Annotated in this window: 11 protein-coding genes and 3 rRNA genes; 6 read left to right on the top strand and 8 right to left on the bottom strand. The window is 65.1% G+C overall.

Features of this window, described 5'->3' with window-relative positions; all coding sequences use genetic code 11:
* Window position 1 precedes the first annotated feature (1 nt).
* On the bottom strand, window positions 2-691 hold the full coding sequence (gene mtrA / locus OG609_RS25085) for a two-component system response regulator MtrA (RefSeq protein WP_187438793.1): 690 nt from the start codon (window positions 689-691) through the stop codon (window positions 2-4).
* 4 nt (window positions 692-695) lie between these two features.
* Window positions 696-1,835, bottom strand: a complete 1,140-nt coding sequence (mtnA, locus tag OG609_RS25080; RefSeq protein WP_327274879.1) for an S-methyl-5-thioribose-1-phosphate isomerase — start codon at window positions 1,833-1,835, stop codon at window positions 696-698.
* A gap of 140 nt (window positions 1,836-1,975) precedes the next feature.
* Here mtnA and OG609_RS25075 point away from each other — a divergent pair, with 140 nt between their 5' ends.
* Genes OG609_RS25075 through OG609_RS25055 form a run of 5 tightly spaced genes read left to right on the top strand, consistent with a single transcriptional unit; the run spans window position 1,976 to window position 7,405 of the window.
* Window positions 1,976-3,178, top strand: a complete 1,203-nt coding sequence (locus tag OG609_RS25075; RefSeq protein ID WP_327274878.1) for a DUF7544 domain-containing protein — start codon at window positions 1,976-1,978, stop codon at window positions 3,176-3,178.
* Window positions 3,179-3,182: 4 nt separating this feature from the next.
* Window positions 3,183-3,872: a DUF4129 domain-containing protein gene (locus OG609_RS25070; protein WP_327274877.1), complete on the top strand. Its 690-nt coding sequence runs from the start codon at window positions 3,183-3,185 to the stop codon at window positions 3,870-3,872.
* Window positions 3,869-5,086: a DUF4350 domain-containing protein gene (locus OG609_RS25065; protein WP_327274876.1), complete on the top strand. Its 1,218-nt coding sequence runs from the start codon at window positions 3,869-3,871 to the stop codon at window positions 5,084-5,086. Before OG609_RS25070 ends, OG609_RS25065 begins: the two co-directional genes overlap by 4 nt.
* Entirely contained in the window at window positions 5,083-6,084 is a 1,002-nt protein-coding gene (locus OG609_RS25060; RefSeq protein WP_327274875.1) for an AAA family ATPase, read from the top strand. The genes OG609_RS25065 and OG609_RS25060 overlap by 4 nt, the downstream gene beginning before the upstream one ends.
* A gap of 10 nt (window positions 6,085-6,094) precedes the next feature.
* Window positions 6,095-7,405: a DUF58 domain-containing protein gene (locus OG609_RS25055; RefSeq protein ID WP_327274874.1), complete on the top strand. Its 1,311-nt coding sequence runs from the start codon at window positions 6,095-6,097 to the stop codon at window positions 7,403-7,405.
* Between the two features lie 107 nt (window positions 7,406-7,512).
* Here the strand turns inward: OG609_RS25055 and rrf are convergent.
* The 4 genes from rrf to OG609_RS25035 form a co-directional block, all read right to left on the bottom strand.
* A 5S ribosomal RNA gene (gene rrf, locus OG609_RS25050) occupies window positions 7,513-7,629 on the bottom strand.
* A gap of 79 nt (window positions 7,630-7,708) precedes the next feature.
* A 23S ribosomal RNA gene (locus OG609_RS25045) occupies window positions 7,709-10,833 on the bottom strand.
* Window positions 10,834-11,142: 309 nt separating this feature from the next.
* Window positions 11,143-12,668 (bottom strand): 16S ribosomal RNA (locus OG609_RS25040).
* The 16S, 23S and 5S rRNA genes sit together here, the layout of an rRNA operon.
* A gap of 686 nt (window positions 12,669-13,354) precedes the next feature.
* Entirely contained in the window at window positions 13,355-14,362 is a 1,008-nt protein-coding gene (locus OG609_RS25035) for a stage II sporulation protein M (protein WP_327274873.1), read from the bottom strand.
* 120 nt (window positions 14,363-14,482) lie between these two features.
* Between OG609_RS25035 and OG609_RS25030 the strand changes: the two genes are divergently transcribed.
* A complete protein-coding gene (locus tag OG609_RS25030) occupies window positions 14,483-15,391 on the top strand; it encodes an RDD family protein (RefSeq protein ID WP_327274872.1) in 909 nt (302 codons plus the stop codon).
* Here OG609_RS25030 and OG609_RS25025 read toward each other — a convergent pair.
* Both OG609_RS25025 and ahcY read right to left on the bottom strand, forming a co-directional pair.
* Complete coding sequence (locus OG609_RS25025) at window positions 15,388-15,999, bottom strand: hypothetical protein (protein WP_327274871.1); 612 nt, start codon at window positions 15,997-15,999, stop codon at window positions 15,388-15,390. The genes OG609_RS25030 and OG609_RS25025 overlap by 4 nt on opposite strands.
* 164 nt (window positions 16,000-16,163) lie before the next feature.
* Window positions 16,164-17,621, bottom strand: coding sequence for an adenosylhomocysteinase (gene ahcY, locus OG609_RS25020; RefSeq protein WP_327274870.1), 1,458 nt, complete (start codon window positions 17,619-17,621; stop codon window positions 16,164-16,166).
* Window positions 17,622-17,919 lie beyond the last annotated feature (298 nt).

Here is a 17,919-nt window from a genome sequence, read left to right as displayed (position 1 = left end):
ATCAGCTCGGTCCGGCCTTGTAACCGACACCTCGGACGGTCACCACGATCTCGGGCCGCTCCGGGTCCTTCTCGACCTTGGAGCGCAGGCGCTGGACATGCACGTTCACCAGCCGGGTGTCGGCAGCGTGGCGGTATCCCCAGACCTGCTCCAGCAGTACCTCACGGGTGAAGACCTGCCACGGCTTACGGGCGAGTGCGACCAGCAGGTCGAACTCCAGCGGGGTGAGGGCGATCGACTGCCCCTCCCGCTTCACCGAATGACCGGCCACATCGATGACCAGATCCCCGATGGCCAGCTGCTCCGGCGCGGGTTCCTCGGACCTTCGCAGACGTGCCCTGATCCGGGCAACCAACTCCTTAGGTTTGAACGGCTTGACGATGTAGTCGTCGGCCCCGGATTCCAGGCCCACCACCACGTCAACCGTGTCGCTCTTGGCAGTGAGCATGACGATCGGCACACCCGACTCGGCCCTGATCAGCCTGCAGACCTCGATGCCGTCCCTACCGGGCAGCATCAGATCCAGCAGGACCAGGTCCGGCTTGGCCTCACGAAATGCGGCAAGTGCCTTGTCGCCGTCCGCTACGAACGACGGTTCGAACCCTTCACCACGCAGCACAATCCCGAGCATCTCGGCCAGTGCGGTGTCGTCGTCGACGACAAGGACGCGTCCCTTCATAATCGACATCATCCCATTAGCTAATCGTTACCTGCGATGATCTGGCACACAGCTCTGCCAGTCCGACCCCCGTGACCGGGGAAACTGCACCCTCCTCCGTGACGATCGCCGTGACCAGCTCCGGCGGTGTGATGTCGAACGCGGGGTTGTACGCCGGGGTTCCCGCCGGTGCCACGAGCAATCCGCCGACGTCCTCGCCTGCCGCACCGATCTGCGAGAATGTGAGCTCCGTCACTTCATTGCCCGGTCGCTCCTCCACGGTGATCGATGCCCCGTCCGCGGTATCCAGATCCACGGTCGTGGTCGGCGCCACCACGATGAACGGTACGTGGTGATATTTCGCGAGCACAGCCAGCGGATAGCTTCCCACCTTGTTCGCCACCGATCCGTCCGCGGCGATGCGGTCCGCCCCGATGATCACGGCATCCACCTCCCCCGCGGCAAACAGCGAACCTGCGGCGCTGTCCACGAGCAAGCTGTACGGCATGCCATTGCGCGCCGCCTCGTACGCGGTCAACCGGGCACCCTGCAGCAGCGGACGTGTCTCGTCCACCCACAGCCGACGCAGCCGCCCCTCCCGATGTGCCCCGAGCGCCACCGCGAAGGCAGTGCCCTCACCACCCGAGACGAGCGCCCCCGTATTGCAGTGGGTCAGCAGTCGATGCCCACCACCGGGCAGCAGTTCGTCCAGAAGTGCGAGCCCGTACCGCGCCATACGCCCGCTGGCCTCGGCATCCTCCCGGTGCAGCGCCCTGGCCTCGGCCAGTGCAACCGCCGCAGCCCGCTCCGGATCCCCCTCCATGGCCGCCTGGTACGCCTCGGCCGCCCGCCGCACCCCATAACCGAGATTCACCGCGGTGGGCCGCGCCCGCTCCAGCAACTCTGCCGCCTCCGCCACGTCGTCTCCTCGCACCGCTGCCAGAGCCACGCCATAGGCCCCTGTGATGCCCAGCAACGGCGCCCCGCGCACCGCCAGCGTCCGGATCGCCTGAACCAGCGCGGGCACATCGGTGCACACCAGCTCGGCCTCCTCGGCAGGCAGCCGAGTCTGGTCGAGGAGCACCAGTACGGGGCCTTCCGGAAGCTCGCCCCAGCGAAGTACGGGGAGCGCGGGAGGCCTGATGCCCACCGACGATTGCGCATCCTGATCAGCCATCCGCCCAGTCTGCCCGGTGAGCCACCCACAAATGAAGGTACGAAGGAGATACAGGGCCAGGCCCGTACCGGAGCAACGCGTGGCACGATGGCTGCCAACCTGCCGCGCCGATGAGCGGACAGGATCGTGAAGGAGCGAGAATGAACGACACTCCGGGCTGGGCCTCGCCCGGATCTGCCCCCTCCGAGGGTCAGGGGGCGGGCGTCCCCCGACCTTCCGAGCCCGTCGACGGCAGCGGCCCGGCAGGGAACTGGTCCCCCACGCAGCCGCCCACAGGGCAGTGGTCCCCACCGAGCACTCCCGGCACAGGCCCCGGCGCACCACCCACCGCCCCCGGCTGGGGCGGTGGGCCGCACGGCTCCGGCTGGAGGCAGCCGCCCGTCGCGGCCAAGCCCGGCGTCATCCCGCTCCGGCCACTCGGCGTCGGCGAGATCCTCGACGGCGCGGTCTCCACGATGCGCGCCCACTGGCGCACGGTCCTCGGAATCACGCTGGCCGTGTCCGTGATCGCCCAGATCGCGATCATCCTCGTGCAACGCTATCTGCTGCCGGAACCCGCAGCGATCGACCCGAACGCCACCGGTTCGGAGGCACTCCGGCAAGCTGCCGACTCGGCTCAGTCGGCGCTGGTCAACAGTGTGCCGTCCCTGCTCATCACCATGATCGCCACACTGATCACGACATCCGTACTGACCGTGGTGATCAGCCGCTCGGTACTGGGCCGCCCGGTGACGCTCTCCGACGCATGGGCCGAGGCCCGGCCCCGGCTTGCTCAGTTGCTGGGTCTGACATTGCTGCTGGCCTTGATCAGCGCCGCCATCATGGCGGTGGGCCTGCTGCCGGGCATGCTGGTCGGCTCCGCCGCAGGCGCCGGGCTCGTCGTCATCGGACTTATGGCCGCCTTCGTCGTAGTCATCTGGCTGATGGTCCGCTTCTGTCTCGCCTCGCCGGCGCTGATGTTGGAGCGGCAATCGATCACGACCTCCATGCGCCGCTCCGCGAAGCTGGTCAGGGGCGCATGGTGGCGGACCTTCGGCATCCTGGCGCTCACCTGGCTGCTGACCCTCATCGTGAGCGTGATCATCGCCATCCCGTTCAGCGTCATCGCGATGGCCACGAACGGCGACGGTATCGGCTCCTTCCTCACGGACGGCTCCACGGGCTTCGGCTGGCCGTTCCTGATCGTCTCCGGCATCGGTCAGGTGATCACCGCAACGATCACCTACCCGCTCTCCGCTGGTGTGATGGCCCTGCTCTACATCGATCAGCGCATCCGCCGCGAGGCACTCGACCTCGAGCTCGCCCGGGCAGCAGGCCTGCCCGGGTACGACACCAGGAGCTGATGCCGTGTCGGGGGCGGGGGGCACAACAGCAGCACGGCTACTCATCCACGCGAGCAGTGACATACCGGTGGACACTCCACGTGCCCCCGCCCGCGAGGCCGCGAAGCACGAGCTGTCCAAACCGACGTACCACGAGAACGATCCCAACCTCCTCCAGCGCGGCCTCGACCGCCTCTGGGGCTGGATCGGCGATCTCCTGAACACGGCCTCCGACGCCGCACCGGGCGGCCCACTCGGTCTTGTCGTGCTCGTACTGGTCGTCATCGGCCTGGTCGCCGCACTCTGGTGGAGGCTGGGCACCCCGCACCGCACCGTGCGTTCCCCAGACGCCCTCTTCGACGACAGCCCCCGCAGCGCGGCCGAACACCGGACGGCTGCCGAGGCCCACGCGGCCGCCCACCGCTGGAACGAGGCGGTCCAGGAACGCATGCGCGCCATCGTCCGCTCCCTGGAGGAGCGCGCCCTGCTCGCCCCCCGCCCCGGGCGCACCGCCGACGAGGCCGCCGCCGAAGCGGGCCGTCCACTGCCCGCACACGCCACGCGACTCCGCGCCGCCGCTAGAGAATTCGACGATGTCACATACGGCGGCCGAACTGCGGACCAGCAGGCGTATCTGGACGTACGAGCTCTGGACCTCGATCTTGAAACCGCCAAGCCTCTCCTGACAGCCGCGGCCCGGGGAGCAGCCGAATGATCGAGGTCACCGCCGCCCCCACCACCTCGGCATCCCTCGCCCCGCACCAGATCTGGATCCGCACCCGCGGTCTGCTGCTCGCCCTCCTCGTACTCGTCGCTGCCGGAATCGCTCTGGCAACCATGCGCTCCGGAGACCAGCACGGCCGCCTCGACCCCCGTTCCGCCGACCGCTACGGCAGCCGCGCCGTCGCCGAACTCCTTAAGGCGCGTGGCGTCTCCGTTCACGTGGTCACCACGCTCGACGAAGCCACGGCCCAGGCCGGCCCTGAAACCACGCTGCTCGTCGCCTCCCCCAATCTGCTGACAGCGCACCAGCAGAGCGAACTCCGTGCTAAGACCAACCACTCGGCCGGCCGCACCGTCCTTCTCGCGGCGGGGCCGCCGTCCGTGGGTACGCTCGTCCCCGGTGTCCGCGCGGGGTCCGCCGGACCGGTAGGCACCCGCGCCCCTCAGTGCTCCCTGGCCGCCGCCCGCAACGCCGGCGACGTCGAAACGGGAGGCTTCCGCTATGCCTCGGACGGCCTCGACAACACCATCGCCTGCTTCCCGAGCGACGGCCTCCCCACCCTGCTCCTGGTCGAACAGGGCGCGGGTGACACCGTTCTCCTCGGTTCTCCCGACTTTCTCTACAACGACCGGCTCGGAAACCAGGGCAATGCCTCCCTGGCCCTGCAACTCCTCGGTTCCCGCCCACATCTGGTCTGGTACCTCCCCTCGCTCACTGATACCTCTGCTGCCACCGAGAACGGCGGGGGCGGCGGCAATGGCGCCCACAACGACCGCAGCTTCGGCGACCTGATCCCCCGGGGCTGGCTGTGGGGCACCCTGCAACTCGCACTGGCCGCCGTACTCGCCGCCATCTGGCGCGCCCGTCGTCTGGGTCCGCTGGTGGCCGAGCGGCTGCCCGTAGCCATCCGCGCCTCCGAATCCACCGAGGGCCGAGCCCGCCTCTACCGCAGGGCGAACGCCCGCGACCGGGCCGCCGACTCACTGCGCGCCGCCACCCGCACCCGTATCGCCCCACTCACCGGCGTCTCCCCACGCGATGCCCACTCCCCCGCAACACTCGTCCCTGCCGTTTCCGCCCGTCTCAGCACCACCAGCAGCGACGTCCAAGCCGTGCTCTTCGGACCCGCCCCGTCCGACGACGCCGCTCTTGTGCAGCTGGCAGACCAACTCGACACCCTCGAAAGTGAGGTACGCACGTCATGAGCGTCCCGCCCCCAGAGCCCGCCGGGGCTACCGAGACCGTCGGGCACGGCGACACAGCCCGCGCATCCCTGGAAGCGCTGCGCTCCGAGATCGCCAAGGCCGTGGTCGGCCAGGACCCGGCAGTCACCGGGCTTGTCGTAGCTCTGCTCTGCCGAGGCCATGTACTCCTCGAAGGCGTCCCCGGCGTGGCCAAGACCCTCTTGGTCCGGGCTCTCGCGGCCTCACTCGAACTCGACACCAAGCGTGTCCAGTTCACCCCCGACCTGATGCCGAGCGATGTCACCGGCTCACTTGTCTACGACGCCCGCACGGCACAGTTCTCCTTCCAGCCCGGGCCTGTCTTCACCAACCTGCTTCTCGCCGACGAGATCAACCGCACCCCTCCCAAGACGCAGGCCTCCCTCCTGGAAGCGATGGAAGAGCGCCAGGTCACCGTCGACGGAACCCCTCGGCTGCTGCCCGAGCCCTTCCTCGTAGCCGCCACGCAGAATCCCGTCGAATACGAGGGCACCTACCCGCTCCCCGAGGCCCAACTGGACCGGTTTCTCCTTAAACTGACGGTGCCATTGCCGTCCCGCGACGAGGAGATCAACGTCCTCACCCGTCATTCCGACGGCTTCAATCCGCGCGACCTCCAGTCAGCGGGCATCCACCCCGTCGCCGGCCCGGCCGATCTGGAAGCCGCCCGCAACGCAGTCGCCCAGACCAAGGTCTCCCCCGAGATCGCCGGCTATGTCGTCGATATCTGTCGTGCCACGCGTGAATCCCCCTCGCTCTCCCTCGGTGTCTCTCCCCGAGGCGCCACCGCGCTGTTGTCGACCGCCCGTGCCTGGGCCTGGCTCACCGGCCGTGACTACGTCATTCCGGATGACGTGAAAGCCCTGGCACTCCCCACGCTTCGCCATCGCATCCAACTGCGGCCCGAGGCGGAAATGGAGGGAGTCACCCCCGACTCCGTCATCACCGCAGTCCTCGCCCACGTACCCGTACCCCGATGAGGCGGTAACCGTGGCCCTCACCGGACGTACCGCCTTGCTGGCCGCCCTGGGGTCACTCCCCGTAGGCGTCCTGGCCCCCAGTTGGACAGGCATGCTCGCGGTCAACGCACCGCTCTCCCTAGCGATTCTGTGCGACTATGCCCTGGCCGCGCCAGTGCGAACGCTTCAGTTCACCCGATCCGGTGATACAACCGTTCGACTTGGCGAGGCCGCCGAAGTGCAACTCACCGTAACCAACCCTTCCCGTCGCCGCCTGCGGGCACACCTCCGCGACGCGTGGCCGCCCAGCAGCTGGCCCACCGGCGCAGAGCAGGCCTCGTCCCGTCACACACTGACAATCCCGGCGGGGGAACGCCGCCGGTTGACCACCCTCCTGCGTCCGACACGGCGAGGTGACCGCCGCGTCGAACGCGTCACCGTGCGCTCGTTCGGACCTCTAGGGCTTGCGGCCCGCCAGGGAAATCATGAAGTTCCGTGGACGGTACGTGTCCTGCCGCCTTTCACCAGCCGCAAGCATCTGCCATCCCGCCTCGCCAGGCTCCGCGAGCTGGACGGCCGCACCAGCGTTCTCACTCGTGGAGAGGGCACGGAGTTCGACAGCCTGCGTGCCTACGTGCCCGGTGACGACACGCGCTCCATCGACTGGCGCGCTACAGCACGTCAGTCCGCCGTCGCAGTGCGAACGTGGCGCCCCGAGCGGGACCGTCACATCCTCGTCGTCCTGGACACCGGGCGTACTTCGGCGGGTCGTGTCGGTGACGTGCCCCGTCTCGACGCCGCTCTGGACGCGGCCCTGCTCCTCACAACGCTTGCCACTCGTGCGGGCGACCGCGTGGATCTGCTCGCCTACGACCGCCGCATCCGCGCTCAGGTCCAGGGCAGGTCCGCGGGAGAAGTCCTGTCGGCCATGGTGAATGCGCTGGCGCCGGTCGAACCCGCTCTCGTGGAAACGGATGCCCGGGGACTCAGCGCTGCCGTTCTTGCCAACGCTCCTCGTCGCTCCTTGATCGTGCTCCTCACCGGTCTGGACGCGGCGCCCGTAGAAGAGGGCCTGCTCCCTGTCCTCCGCCGACTGACCCAGCGCCACACGGTGCTGGTGGCTTCAGTGGCCGACCCGCACATCGAACAGATGGCAGAAGCCAAGGGCACCGTGGACGCGATCTACGAGGCCGCAGCCGGCGCGCAGGCCCAAGCACGGCGACTCCGCACCTCAGAGCAGCTCCAGCGCCACGGCGCGGTGGTCGTCGATGCCACCCCGGACAACCTCGCCCCGGCTCTCGCCGACGCCTACCTGGCTCTCAAGGGAGCGGGTCGCCTCTGACCGACCGCTCGCGTCAAAGAATTCACTCATCGGGAAAGGGCCCTCCCGGCGCACCGTGAACGCAGAAAAGCCCCGCACCAGAGGTGCGGGGCTTTCCCGTAAAAGGAGTTCGGCGGCGTCCTACTCTCCCACAGGGTCCCCCCTGCAGTACCATCGGCGCTGAAAGGCTTAGCTTCCGGGTTCGGAATGTAACCGGGCGTTTCCCTAACGCAATGACCACCGAAACACTATGAAATTAACCAACACCGGAACACAACACGGCCGTTCGTTATTTCAGAACTAACACAGTGGACGCGAGCAACTGAGGACAAGCCCTCGGCCTATTAGTACCAGTCAGCTCCACCCGTTACCGGGCTTCCACATCTGGCCTATCAACCCAGTCGTCTACTGGGAGCCTTAACCAATCAAGTTGGTGGGAATACTCATCTCGAAGCAGGCTTCCCGCTTAGATGCTTTCAGCGGTTATCCTTTCCGAACGTAGCCAACCAGCCATGCCCTTGGCAGGACAACTGGCACACCAGAGGTTCGTCCGTCCCGGTCCTCTCGTACTAGGGACAGCCCTTCTCAATATTCCTACGCGCACAGCGGATAGGGACCGAACTGTCTCACGACGTTCTAAACCCAGCTCGCGTACCGCTTTAATGGGCGAACAGCCCAACCCTTGGGACCGACTCCAGCCCCAGGATGCGACGAGCCGACATCGAGGTGCCAAACCATCCCGTCGATATGGACTCTTGGGGAAGATCAGCCTGTTATCCCCGGGGTACCTTTTATCCGTTGAGCGACAGCGCTTCCACAAGCCACTGCCGGATCACTAGTCCCGACTTTCGTCCCTGCTCGACCCGTCGGTCTCACAGTCAAGCTCCCTTGTGCACTTACACTCAACACCTGATTGCCAACCAGGCTGAGGGAACCTTTGGGCGCCTCCGTTACTCTTTAGGAGGCAACCGCCCCAGTTAAACTACCCATCAGACACTGTCCCTGATCCGGATCACGGACCCAGGTTAGACATCCAGCACGACCAGAGTGGTATTTCAACGGCGACTCCACAACCACTGGCGTGGCTGCTTCAAAGTCTCCCACCTATCCTACACAAGCCGAACCGAACACCAATATCAAACTGTAGTAAAGGTCCCGGGGTCTTTCCGTCCTGCTGCGCGAAACGAGCATCTTTACTCGTAGTGCAATTTCACCGGGCCTATGGTTGAGACAGTCGAGAAGTCGTTACGCCATTCGTGCAGGTCGGAACTTACCCGACAAGGAATTTCGCTACCTTAGGATGGTTATAGTTACCACCGCCGTTTACTGGCGCTTAAGTTCTCAGCTTCGCCGACCCGAAAGTCAGCTAACCGGTCCCCTTAACGTTCCAGCACCGGGCAGGCGTCAGTCCGTATACATCGCCTTACGGCTTCGCACGGACCTGTGTTTTTAGTAAACAGTCGCTTCTCGCTGGTCTCTGCGGCCACCCCCAGCTCACCGAGTAAATCGGATCACCAGTGATGGCCCCCCTTCTCCCGAAGTTACGGGGGCATTTTGCCGAGTTCCTTAACCATAGTTCACCCGAACGCCTCGGTATTCTCTACCTGACCACCTGAGTCGGTTTAGGGTACGGGCCGCCATGAAACTCGCTAGAGGCTTTTCTCGACAGCATAGGATCATCCACTTCACCACAATCGGCTCGGCATCAGGTCTCAGCCTTAACGTGTGACGGATTTACCTACCACACGGCCTACACCCTTACCCCGGGACTACCACCGCCCGGGCTGGACTACCTTCCTGCGTCACCCCATCGCTTACCTAGTACAAGTCTGGTTCGTCGGCTCCACCACTACCCTCAACTCCGAAGAGATCGGGCCGGCTTCACGGACTTAGCATCGCCTGATTCAGTATTGGGCGTTTCAAAGCGGGTACCGGAATATCAACCGGTTGTCCATCGACTACGCCTGTCGGCCTCGCCTTAGGTCCCGACTTACCCTGGGCAGATCAGCTTGACCCAGGAACCCTTAGTCAATCGGCGCACACGTTTCTCACGTGTGTATCGCTACTCATGCCTGCATTCTCACTCGTGAACCGTCCACAACTCGCTTCCGCGGCTGCTTCACCCGGCACACGACGCTCCCCTACCCATCCACACAGGCGTTAGCCCTTAATGTATGAATGACACGACTTCGGCGGTACGCTTGAGCCCCGCTACATTGTCGGCGCGGAATCACTTGACCAGTGAGCTATTACGCACTCTTTCAAGGGTGGCTGCTTCTAAGCCAACCTCCTGGTTGTCTCTGCGACTCCACATCCTTTCCCACTTAGCGTACGCTTAGGGGCCTTAGTCGATGCTCTGGGCTGTTTCCCTCTCGACCATGGAGCTTATCCCCCACAGTCTCACTGCCGTGCTCTCACTTACCGGCATTCGGAGTTTGGCTAAGGTCAGTAACCCGGTAGGGCCCATCGCCTATCCAGTGCTCTACCTCCGGCAAGAAACACACGACGCTGCACCTAAATGCATTTCGGGGAGAACCAGCTATCACGGAGTTTGATTGGCCTTTCACCCCTAACCACAGGTCATCCCCCAGGTTTTCAACCCTGGTGGGTTCGGTCCTCCACGAAGTCTTACCTCCGCTTCAACCTGCCCATGGCTAGATCACTCCGCTTCGGGTCTTGAGCGTGCTACTGAAACGCCCTATTCGGACTCGCTTTCGCTACGGCTTCCCCACACGGGTTAACCTCGCAACACACCGCAAACTCGCAGGCTCATTCTTCAAAAGGCACGCAGTCACGACTGCATGTGCAAGCACATACAGCGACGCTCCCACGGCTTGTAGGCACACGGTTTCAGGTACTATTTCACTCCGCTCCCGCGGTACTTTTCACCATTCCCTCACGGTACTATCCGCTATCGGTCACCAGGGAATATTTAGGCTTAGCGGGTGGTCCCGCCAGATTCACACGGGATTTCTCGGGCCCCGTGCTACTTGGGTGTCTCTCAAACGAGCCGTTAATGTTTCAGCTACGGGGGTCTTACCCTCTACGCCGGACCTTTCGCATGTCCTTCGCCTACATCAACGGTTTCTGACTCGTCTCACAGCCGGCAGACCGTGAAAGAGAGATCCCACAACCCCGCATGCGCAACCCCTGCCGGGTATCACACGCATACGGTTTGGCCTCATCCAGTTTCGCTCGCCACTACTCCCGGAATCACGGTTGTTTTCTCTTCCTGAGGGTACTGAGATGTTTCACTTCCCCTCGTTCCCTCCACACTGCCTATGTGTTCAGCAGCGGGTGACAGCCCATGACGACTGCCGGGTTTCCCCATTCGGACACCCCCGGATCAAAGCTCGGTTGACAGCTCCCCGGGGCCTATCGTGGCCTCCCACGTCCTTCATCGGTTCCTGGTGCCAAGGCATCCACCGTGCGCCCTTAAAAACTTGGCCACAGATGCTCGCGTCCACTGTGCAGTTCTCAAACAACGACCAGCCACCCATCACCCCACCCCGAAAGGCGAGTTCACTGGGACCGGCAACTGAAGGCAACCTTGCGGCCATACCTTCAGACACCCAACAGCGCGCCCAGTACCCGAAATTCATCCGGTTCGTTTTCCACGCTCCGAGGAGCAGTACTTACGACCCGGTTGAACCACCAGGTACTGAATAGTCAACGTTCCACCCATGAGCAACCACCGCCGAACATTTGCCGACGTAGTGGCCTCTGACCGAGCAAGCCCGGTAAGAAGTGCTCCTTAGAAAGGAGGTGATCCAGCCGCACCTTCCGGTACGGCTACCTTGTTACGACTTCGTCCCAATCGCCAGTCCCACCTTCGACAGCTCCCTCCCACAAGGGGTTGGGCCACCGGCTTCGGGTGTTACCGACTTTCGTGACGTGACGGGCGGTGTGTACAAGGCCCGGGAACGTATTCACCGCAGCAATGCTGATCTGCGATTACTAGCAACTCCGACTTCATGGGGTCGAGTTGCAGACCCCAATCCGAACTGAGACCGGCTTTTTGAGATTCGCTCCGCCTCGCGGCATCGCAGCTCATTGTACCGGCCATTGTAGCACGTGTGCAGCCCAAGACATAAGGGGCATGATGACTTGACGTCGTCCCCACCTTCCTCCGAGTTGACCCCGGCAGTCTCCTGTGAGTCCCCATCACCCCGAAGGGCATGCTGGCAACACAGAACAAGGGTTGCGCTCGTTGCGGGACTTAACCCAACATCTCACGACACGAGCTGACGACAGCCATGCACCACCTGTACACCGACCACAAGGGGGGCACCATCTCTGATGCTTTCCGGTGTATGTCAAGCCTTGGTAAGGTTCTTCGCGTTGCGTCGAATTAAGCCACATGCTCCGCTGCTTGTGCGGGCCCCCGTCAATTCCTTTGAGTTTTAGCCTTGCGGCCGTACTCCCCAGGCGGGGAACTTAATGCGTTAGCTGCGGCACCGACGACGTGGAATGTCGCCAACACCTAGTTCCCAACGTTTACGGCGTGGACTACCAGGGTATCTAATCCTGTTCGCTCCCCACGCTTTCGCTCCTCAGCGTCAGTAATGGCCCAGAGATCCGCCTTCGCCACCGGTGTTCCTCCTGATATCTGCGCATTTCACCGCTACACCAGGAATTCCGATCTCCCCTACCACACTCTAGCCTGCCCGTATCGACTGCAGACCCGGGGTTAAGCCCCGGGCTTTCACAACCGACGCAACAAGCCGCCTACGAGCTCTTTACGCCCAATAATTCCGGACAACGCTTGCGCCCTACGTATTACCGCGGCTGCTGGCACGTAGTTAGCCGGCGCTTCTTCTGCAGGTACCGTCACTTTCGCTTCTTCCCTGCTGAAAGAGGTTTACAACCCGAAGGCCGTCATCCCTCACGCGGCGTCGCTGCATCAGGCTTTCGCCCATTGTGCAATATTCCCCACTGCTGCCTCCCGTAGGAGTCTGGGCCGTGTCTCAGTCCCAGTGTGGCCGGTCGCCCTCTCAGGCCGGCTACCCGTCGTCGCCTTGGTAGGCCATCACCCCACCAACAAGCTGATAGGCCGCGGGCTCATCCTTCACCGCCGGAGCTTTCAACCCCGTCCCATGCGGGACAGAGTGTTATCCGGTATTAGACCCCGTTTCCAGGGCTTGTCCCAGAGTGAAGGGCAGATTGCCCACGTGTTACTCACCCGTTCGCCACTAATCCACCCCGAAGGGCTTCATCGTTCGACTTGCATGTGTTAAGCACGCCGCCAGCGTTCGTCCTGAGCCAGGATCAAACTCTCCGTGAATGTTTTCCCGTAATCGGGACACACATCACGAGAGCGGAACGATCGGCCGGAATAAGACCGATCGTTCACAGCGTCCTCGCTGTGTAAATTGCCTACCGGAACCGTGAGGCCCGGCAGGACTTTCAAAGGAACCACCAACCTGCCGAAACAGGCCGGGGTATCAACATATCTGGCGTTGACTTTTGGCACGCTGTTGAGTTCTCAAGGAACGGACGCTTCCTTTGTACTCACCCTCTCGGGCTTTCCTCCGGGCTTTCCCTTCGGTCTTGCGTTTCCGACTCTATCAGACTCTTTCGTGTCCGATTCCCGGTCGAAGCGGGTTTCGCTTTCCAGTTCTTCGCTTTCGCGTTTCCCTTTCCGGCGGTTCCAACCTTACCAGATTCTTTTCCGTTCCATTTCCGGTCCGAATTTGAATTCCGATGGCCGTTGGAGTGGCCTTCGCCTTTCGGCTGACTCGACTTTATCAGAAGCATTCAGCCGATTTCATCGGCTACCTGATTCGGAAGTAAGAGAATCAATGGCTCTGCGGAAATTCAATTTCCGGTGAGAGCGAGGAAGATGCTAACCGTTGGGATCGGACCTGTCCAGTCCGACGCAACCGTTAAAATCTACCTCCCCTGGCGGACCATGTCAACGGTCTTTTGGGGCGAAGAGGAGACTAGCAGGTCAGCGGGGGCGTACGCACATCAGGCAGCGACCGGGAGCTCGGCGCTGCGCTCCGTGGCATCGACGTCGCCCCCGTCTCCTGCTCGCGCTGCTCGGCCGCCCAGGATGTAGACGTACGCGAGGAAGGCCAGCTCGGCCGCAATGCCGATGGTGATGCGCCCCCAGGTCGGGAGATCGGAGGGGGTGACGAAGCCTTCGATGACGCCCGAGACGAACAGGACCAGTGCGAGGCCGATGGCCATGCCGATCGCGGCCCGGCCCTGTTGGGCGAGGGCTGAGCGGCGGGTGCGCGGGCCCGGGTCGATGACCGTCCAGCCCAGGCGCAGGCCCGTACCCGCTGCGACAAAGACGGCAGTGAGTTCGAGCAGGCCGTGTGGGAGAACCAGCCCCAGGAAGGTGTCGAGCCGGCCGGCTGAGGACATCAGGCCGAGGCCGACGCCAAGGTTGAGCACGTTGACGAAGAGGATCCAGATCACCGGGATGCCGAGGAACGCTCCCAGGACCAGGCACATGGCTGCGGCCTGGGCGTTGTTCGTCCATACCTGGGCGGCGAACGATGCGGCCGGGTGGCTGGAGTAGTAGGTCTCGTACTCCCCGCCCGGGCTGGTCAGGCGGCGGAGGTCGTCCGGAGCCGCGATGGCCGACTGGACTTCCGGATGCGTGCCGATCCACCAGCCGATGACTGCGGCCAGCAGCGTGGAGAGGACGGCCGTGGGTATCCACCAGTGCCTGGACCGGTAGACGGCGGCGGGGAAGCCGGCCGTCAGGAAGCTGGTGGCGTCTCGCCAGGAGGCTCGGCGGGTGCCTGTGACCGTGGATCGGGCTCGGGCCACGAGCTGAGTGAGGCGCGCGGTGAGCATCGGGTCCGGGGCGCCGGACTGGAGTAGGGAGAGATGGGTGGCCGTGCGCTGGTAGAGGTCGACGAGTTCGTCGGCTTCCGCGCCGGTGAGTCGGCGCCCGCGGTGCAGGAGATGGTCCAGGCGGTCCCACTCGGTGCGGTGGGCGGTCACGAAGACGTCGAGGTCCATGGTCGGCTGCTGCTCCAGGCATAGGTGCGTACGGGTTCGTACTACGGCGGCGCGCTGCGGGTCAGCTTGGCAGACTGAGGTCCCGAGGGGCAGGGAAGATCGGCGAAGGATGGGGCGGCGATGAGTGAGCTTGTGACCGGGGACGCGGTCGTGCTGGGGTTGCGTCCGGCGAAATTGCCCAGCCGAGCGCTGGCGCTGGCCATCGATGTTGCCGTGGTGGGGGCGGCGTTCGTTCTGGTGTCGATCGGGTTGGCCATCGCGACGGCGACGCTGGATGAGGCGGCACTTGCGGCCGTATCCGTCGCGTCCTTTCTGCTGGTGCTGGTGGGCGGGCCGATCGCGGTGGAGACGCTCAGCCATGGGCGTTCGCTGGGGAAACTGGCGTGCGGGCTGCGGGTGGTCCGGGACGACGGGGGGCCGATCCGGTTTCGGCATGCGCTGGTGCGCGGGGCCATGGGGGTCGTCGAGATTCTGATGACGCTCGGGGTTGTCGCCTGTATCGCCTCGCTGGTGTCGGCGCGGGGGCGACGGCTCGGGGACGTGTTCGCGGGGACGCTTGTTGTACGGGAGCGGGTGTCGGCGGGACGAGTTGCTGCTGTGCCACCTCCACCGCCGTGGCTGGTCGGGCGGTTCGCGGGGCTGGATCTGTCAGCGGTGCCGGACGGTCTGTGGCTGGCAATACGCCAGTACCTGACGCGGATGCATCAGCTCGACGCGCAGGTGGGCCGGTCGATGGCGGAGCGACTGGCTGTGGAGCTGGCGACGAAGACCGGGGTTCCGGTGCCCGAGGGGGTACCCGCCGGGGCGTATCTGGCGGCGGTGGTGAACGAGCGGCAGGCGCGGGATGCGCGGCGGGTGTTCGTCGCTGCGCAGACAGGGAGCGGAGTACAGGCGGGTGGGGCCATTGCTTCCGTGCCGGTGGGGTCCGGGCCGTCCACGGGAGGTGCGGCGGCGGGTGTTCCCGTGGCCCCGGCAGTGGAGGAGGGCGGAACAGCACCCGCTGCAACGGGGTTCGCGCCGCCTGCCTAGCGAGGCGAGGGCGGGGACTCCAGGTCTTCGAGCTCGATCCCGGGGGCCGACAGGACCACGTCGCCGGCGATGTGAATGGTGTGCTGCTCGCCGGTGTCCAGGGCGCTGACCTGGTATTCGTCCACCGTCAGAGGGCCGTTGTCAGTGGCGTGCGCTTCACTGTTGACCAGGGCCCAGGACTGGTCGACGGTGCGGGGAGCGAGGACCGGGTCCGTGAAGGCGACCAGGCGGACGCGGGTCGCGGGGGAATCGGGGGTGAGGCGCAGCAGTCGTGAGGTCGCGATGAGGAATGCGGGGGATGTGCCGGTGAAGGCGTGGGCGCGCACATTGCCTTCAGTGGCATGAGTGCCGGTCGGGTCGGTACGGACCCAGGTGACGCCTTCGAGGGCGGCGCCGCGGACCTGCCAGCTCGCAGCGCGGAGTTCGAGCCGGATGGGGCGGCCCAGTTCGTCGAGGGTGAGGTCGACGGAGCCGAGGTGATCGCCGGAAGGGGCGGTGGTCTGGGAGACGTAGCGCCAGCCGGAGGGGCCGGGGGCGCACTGGAAGTGTTCTTCGCCGAGGAGGGTGTGATCGTGAAGATCATGGAGCGAATATCGGCCGCGGGGCATGGGGTCCTTCGAGGTTCCTCGGGCTGAGCGGGTGCGGTACGGGGCAGGCCCCCGACACGGGGGTGCGGGGGCCTGCGCTCGTAGCTGCTGCTGAGGCTGTTCCGTCTGTCAGCGGCCGGTCGTCACTGACCGGTGGTGACGTGCGCGGTCACTGGCGGGCGGGATCAGTAGCGGTAGTGGTCGGGCTTGTACGGGCCTTCGACCTCGACGCCGATGTAGGCGGCCTGCTCGGGGCGGAGCGTCGTGAGCTTCACGCCGAGCGCGTCGAGGTGGAGGCGGGCGACCTTCTCGTCCAGGTGCTTGGGAAGCACGTAGACGTCGGTCGGGTATTCCTCGGGCTTGGTGAACAGCTCGATCTGGGCCAGGGTCTGGTCCGCGAACGAGTTGGACATCACGAACGAGGGGTGGCCGGTGGCGTTGCCCAGGTTCAGCAGGCGGCCCTCGGACAGGACGATGAGGACCTTGCCGTCGGGGAACGTCCAGGTGTGGACCTGCGGCTTGACCTCGTCCTTGACGATGCCGTCGACCTGCGCCAGGCCGGCCATGTCGATCTCGTTGTCGAAGTGGCCGATGTTCCCGACGATGGCCTGGTGCTTCATCTTGGCCATGTCGGCGGCCATGATGATGTCCTTGTTGCCCGTCGTGGTGACGAAGATGTCGGCCTGGCCGACGACGTCGTCGAGGGTGGCGACCTGGTAGCCGTCCATCGCCGCCTGCAGGGCGCAGATCGGGTCGATCTCCGTGACGATGACCCGGGCGCCCTGGCCGCGCAGGGACTCCGCGCAGCCCTTGCCCACGTCGCCGTAGCCGCAGACGACGGCGGTCTTGCCGCCGATCAGGACGTCGGTGGCGCGGTTGATGCCGTCGATCAGCGAGTGGCGGCAGCCGTACTTGTTGTCGAACTTGGACTTGGTGACCGCGTCGTTGACGTTGATCGCCGGGAAGAGGAGGGTGCCGTCGCGGTGCATCTCGTACAGCCGGTGCACACCGGTCGTGGTCTCCTCGGTGACACCGCGGATCTCGGACGCCAGCTGGGTCCACTTCTGCGGGGACTCGCCGAGGGTGCGGTTCAGCAGGGTGAGGATGTGGGCGTACTCCTCGCTGTCCGCGGTCGACGGGTCCGGGGCCGCACCGGCCTTCTCGAACTCGACGCCCTTGTGGACGAGGAGGGTGGCGTCACCACCGTCGTCGAGGATCATGTTCGGGCCGCCGGTGGGGGTGTTCGGCCAGGTCAGGGCCTGCTCCGTGCACCACCAGTACTCCTCCAGCGTCTCGCCCTTCCAGGCGAAGACCGGGACGCCCGCCGGGGCGTCCGGGGTGCCGTTCGGGCCGACGGCAATGGCCGCGGCGGCGTGGTCCTGGGTGGAGAAGATGTTGCAGGAGGCCCAGCGGACCTCGGCGCCGAGGGCGACCAGGGTCTCGATCAGCACGGCCGTCTGCACGGTCATGTGCAGCGAACCGGTGATGCGGGCGCCGGCCAGCGGCTGCGTGGCGGCGTACTCCTTGCGGATCGACATCAGGCCGGGCATCTCGTGCTCGGCGAGGGTGATCTCCTTGCGGCCGAACACCGCGAGGGAGAGGTCGGCGACCTTGAAGTCCTGTCGATTGGCGACCGTCGTCATAACGGGCTGCTCCTCGTAATGGGGTCGAGGTGGGGCACGGATGGCTCTGCGGCGGCGGGCACACGAATGCCCGGACGCTCGCAGCGCAGTCCGTCGGAGGCCCTCTCTCCCTCGGCCGGTCCGCGCGTACGGACCGATCGACCGCCATCAGCAGCGACGTCTGACACTGCCGTCGAATCTACACCGATCGGCCCAGTCGCTCCCAGTCCGCCCCGGGCCGAGACGTGGCCGGAGAGCGGTCGGGATGCTGTTGGGATGCGGTCGGACGACGTTCCGGGAGCGGGCGGGAGGGCGGGTG

It is taken from the genome of Streptomyces sp. NBC_01224 (assembly GCF_036002945.1).
Lineage (GTDB): Bacteria > Actinomycetota > Actinomycetes > Streptomycetales > Streptomycetaceae > Streptomyces.
Note: the sequence above shows the minus strand (reverse complement) of the source record. Positions and strands in the feature narration are given on the sequence as shown.

What these genes read in the sequence shown, in the direction of transcription:
- mtrA (WP_187438793.1), bottom strand. Translation starts at nt 691, where the DNA reads ATGATGTCGATTATGAAGGGACGCGTCCTTGTCGTCGACGACGACACC.
- mtnA (WP_327274879.1), bottom strand. Translation starts at nt 1,835, where the DNA reads ATGGCTGATCAGGATGCGCAATCGTCGGTGGGCATCAGGCCTCCCGCG.
- OG609_RS25075 (WP_327274878.1), top strand. Translation starts at nt 1,976, where the DNA reads ATGAACGACACTCCGGGCTGGGCCTCGCCCGGATCTGCCCCCTCCGAG.
- OG609_RS25065 (WP_327274876.1), top strand. Translation starts at nt 3,869, where the DNA reads ATGATCGAGGTCACCGCCGCCCCCACCACCTCGGCATCCCTCGCCCCG.
- OG609_RS25060 (WP_327274875.1), top strand. Translation starts at nt 5,083, where the DNA reads ATGAGCGTCCCGCCCCCAGAGCCCGCCGGGGCTACCGAGACCGTCGGG.
- OG609_RS25035 (WP_327274873.1), bottom strand. Translation starts at nt 14,362, where the DNA reads ATGGACCTCGACGTCTTCGTGACCGCCCACCGCACCGAGTGGGACCGC.
- OG609_RS25030 (WP_327274872.1), top strand. Translation starts at nt 14,483, where the DNA reads ATGAGTGAGCTTGTGACCGGGGACGCGGTCGTGCTGGGGTTGCGTCCG.
- OG609_RS25025 (WP_327274871.1), bottom strand. Translation starts at nt 15,999, where the DNA reads ATGCCCCGCGGCCGATATTCGCTCCATGATCTTCACGATCACACCCTC.
- ahcY (WP_327274870.1), bottom strand. Translation starts at nt 17,621, where the DNA reads ATGACGACGGTCGCCAATCGACAGGACTTCAAGGTCGCCGACCTCTCC.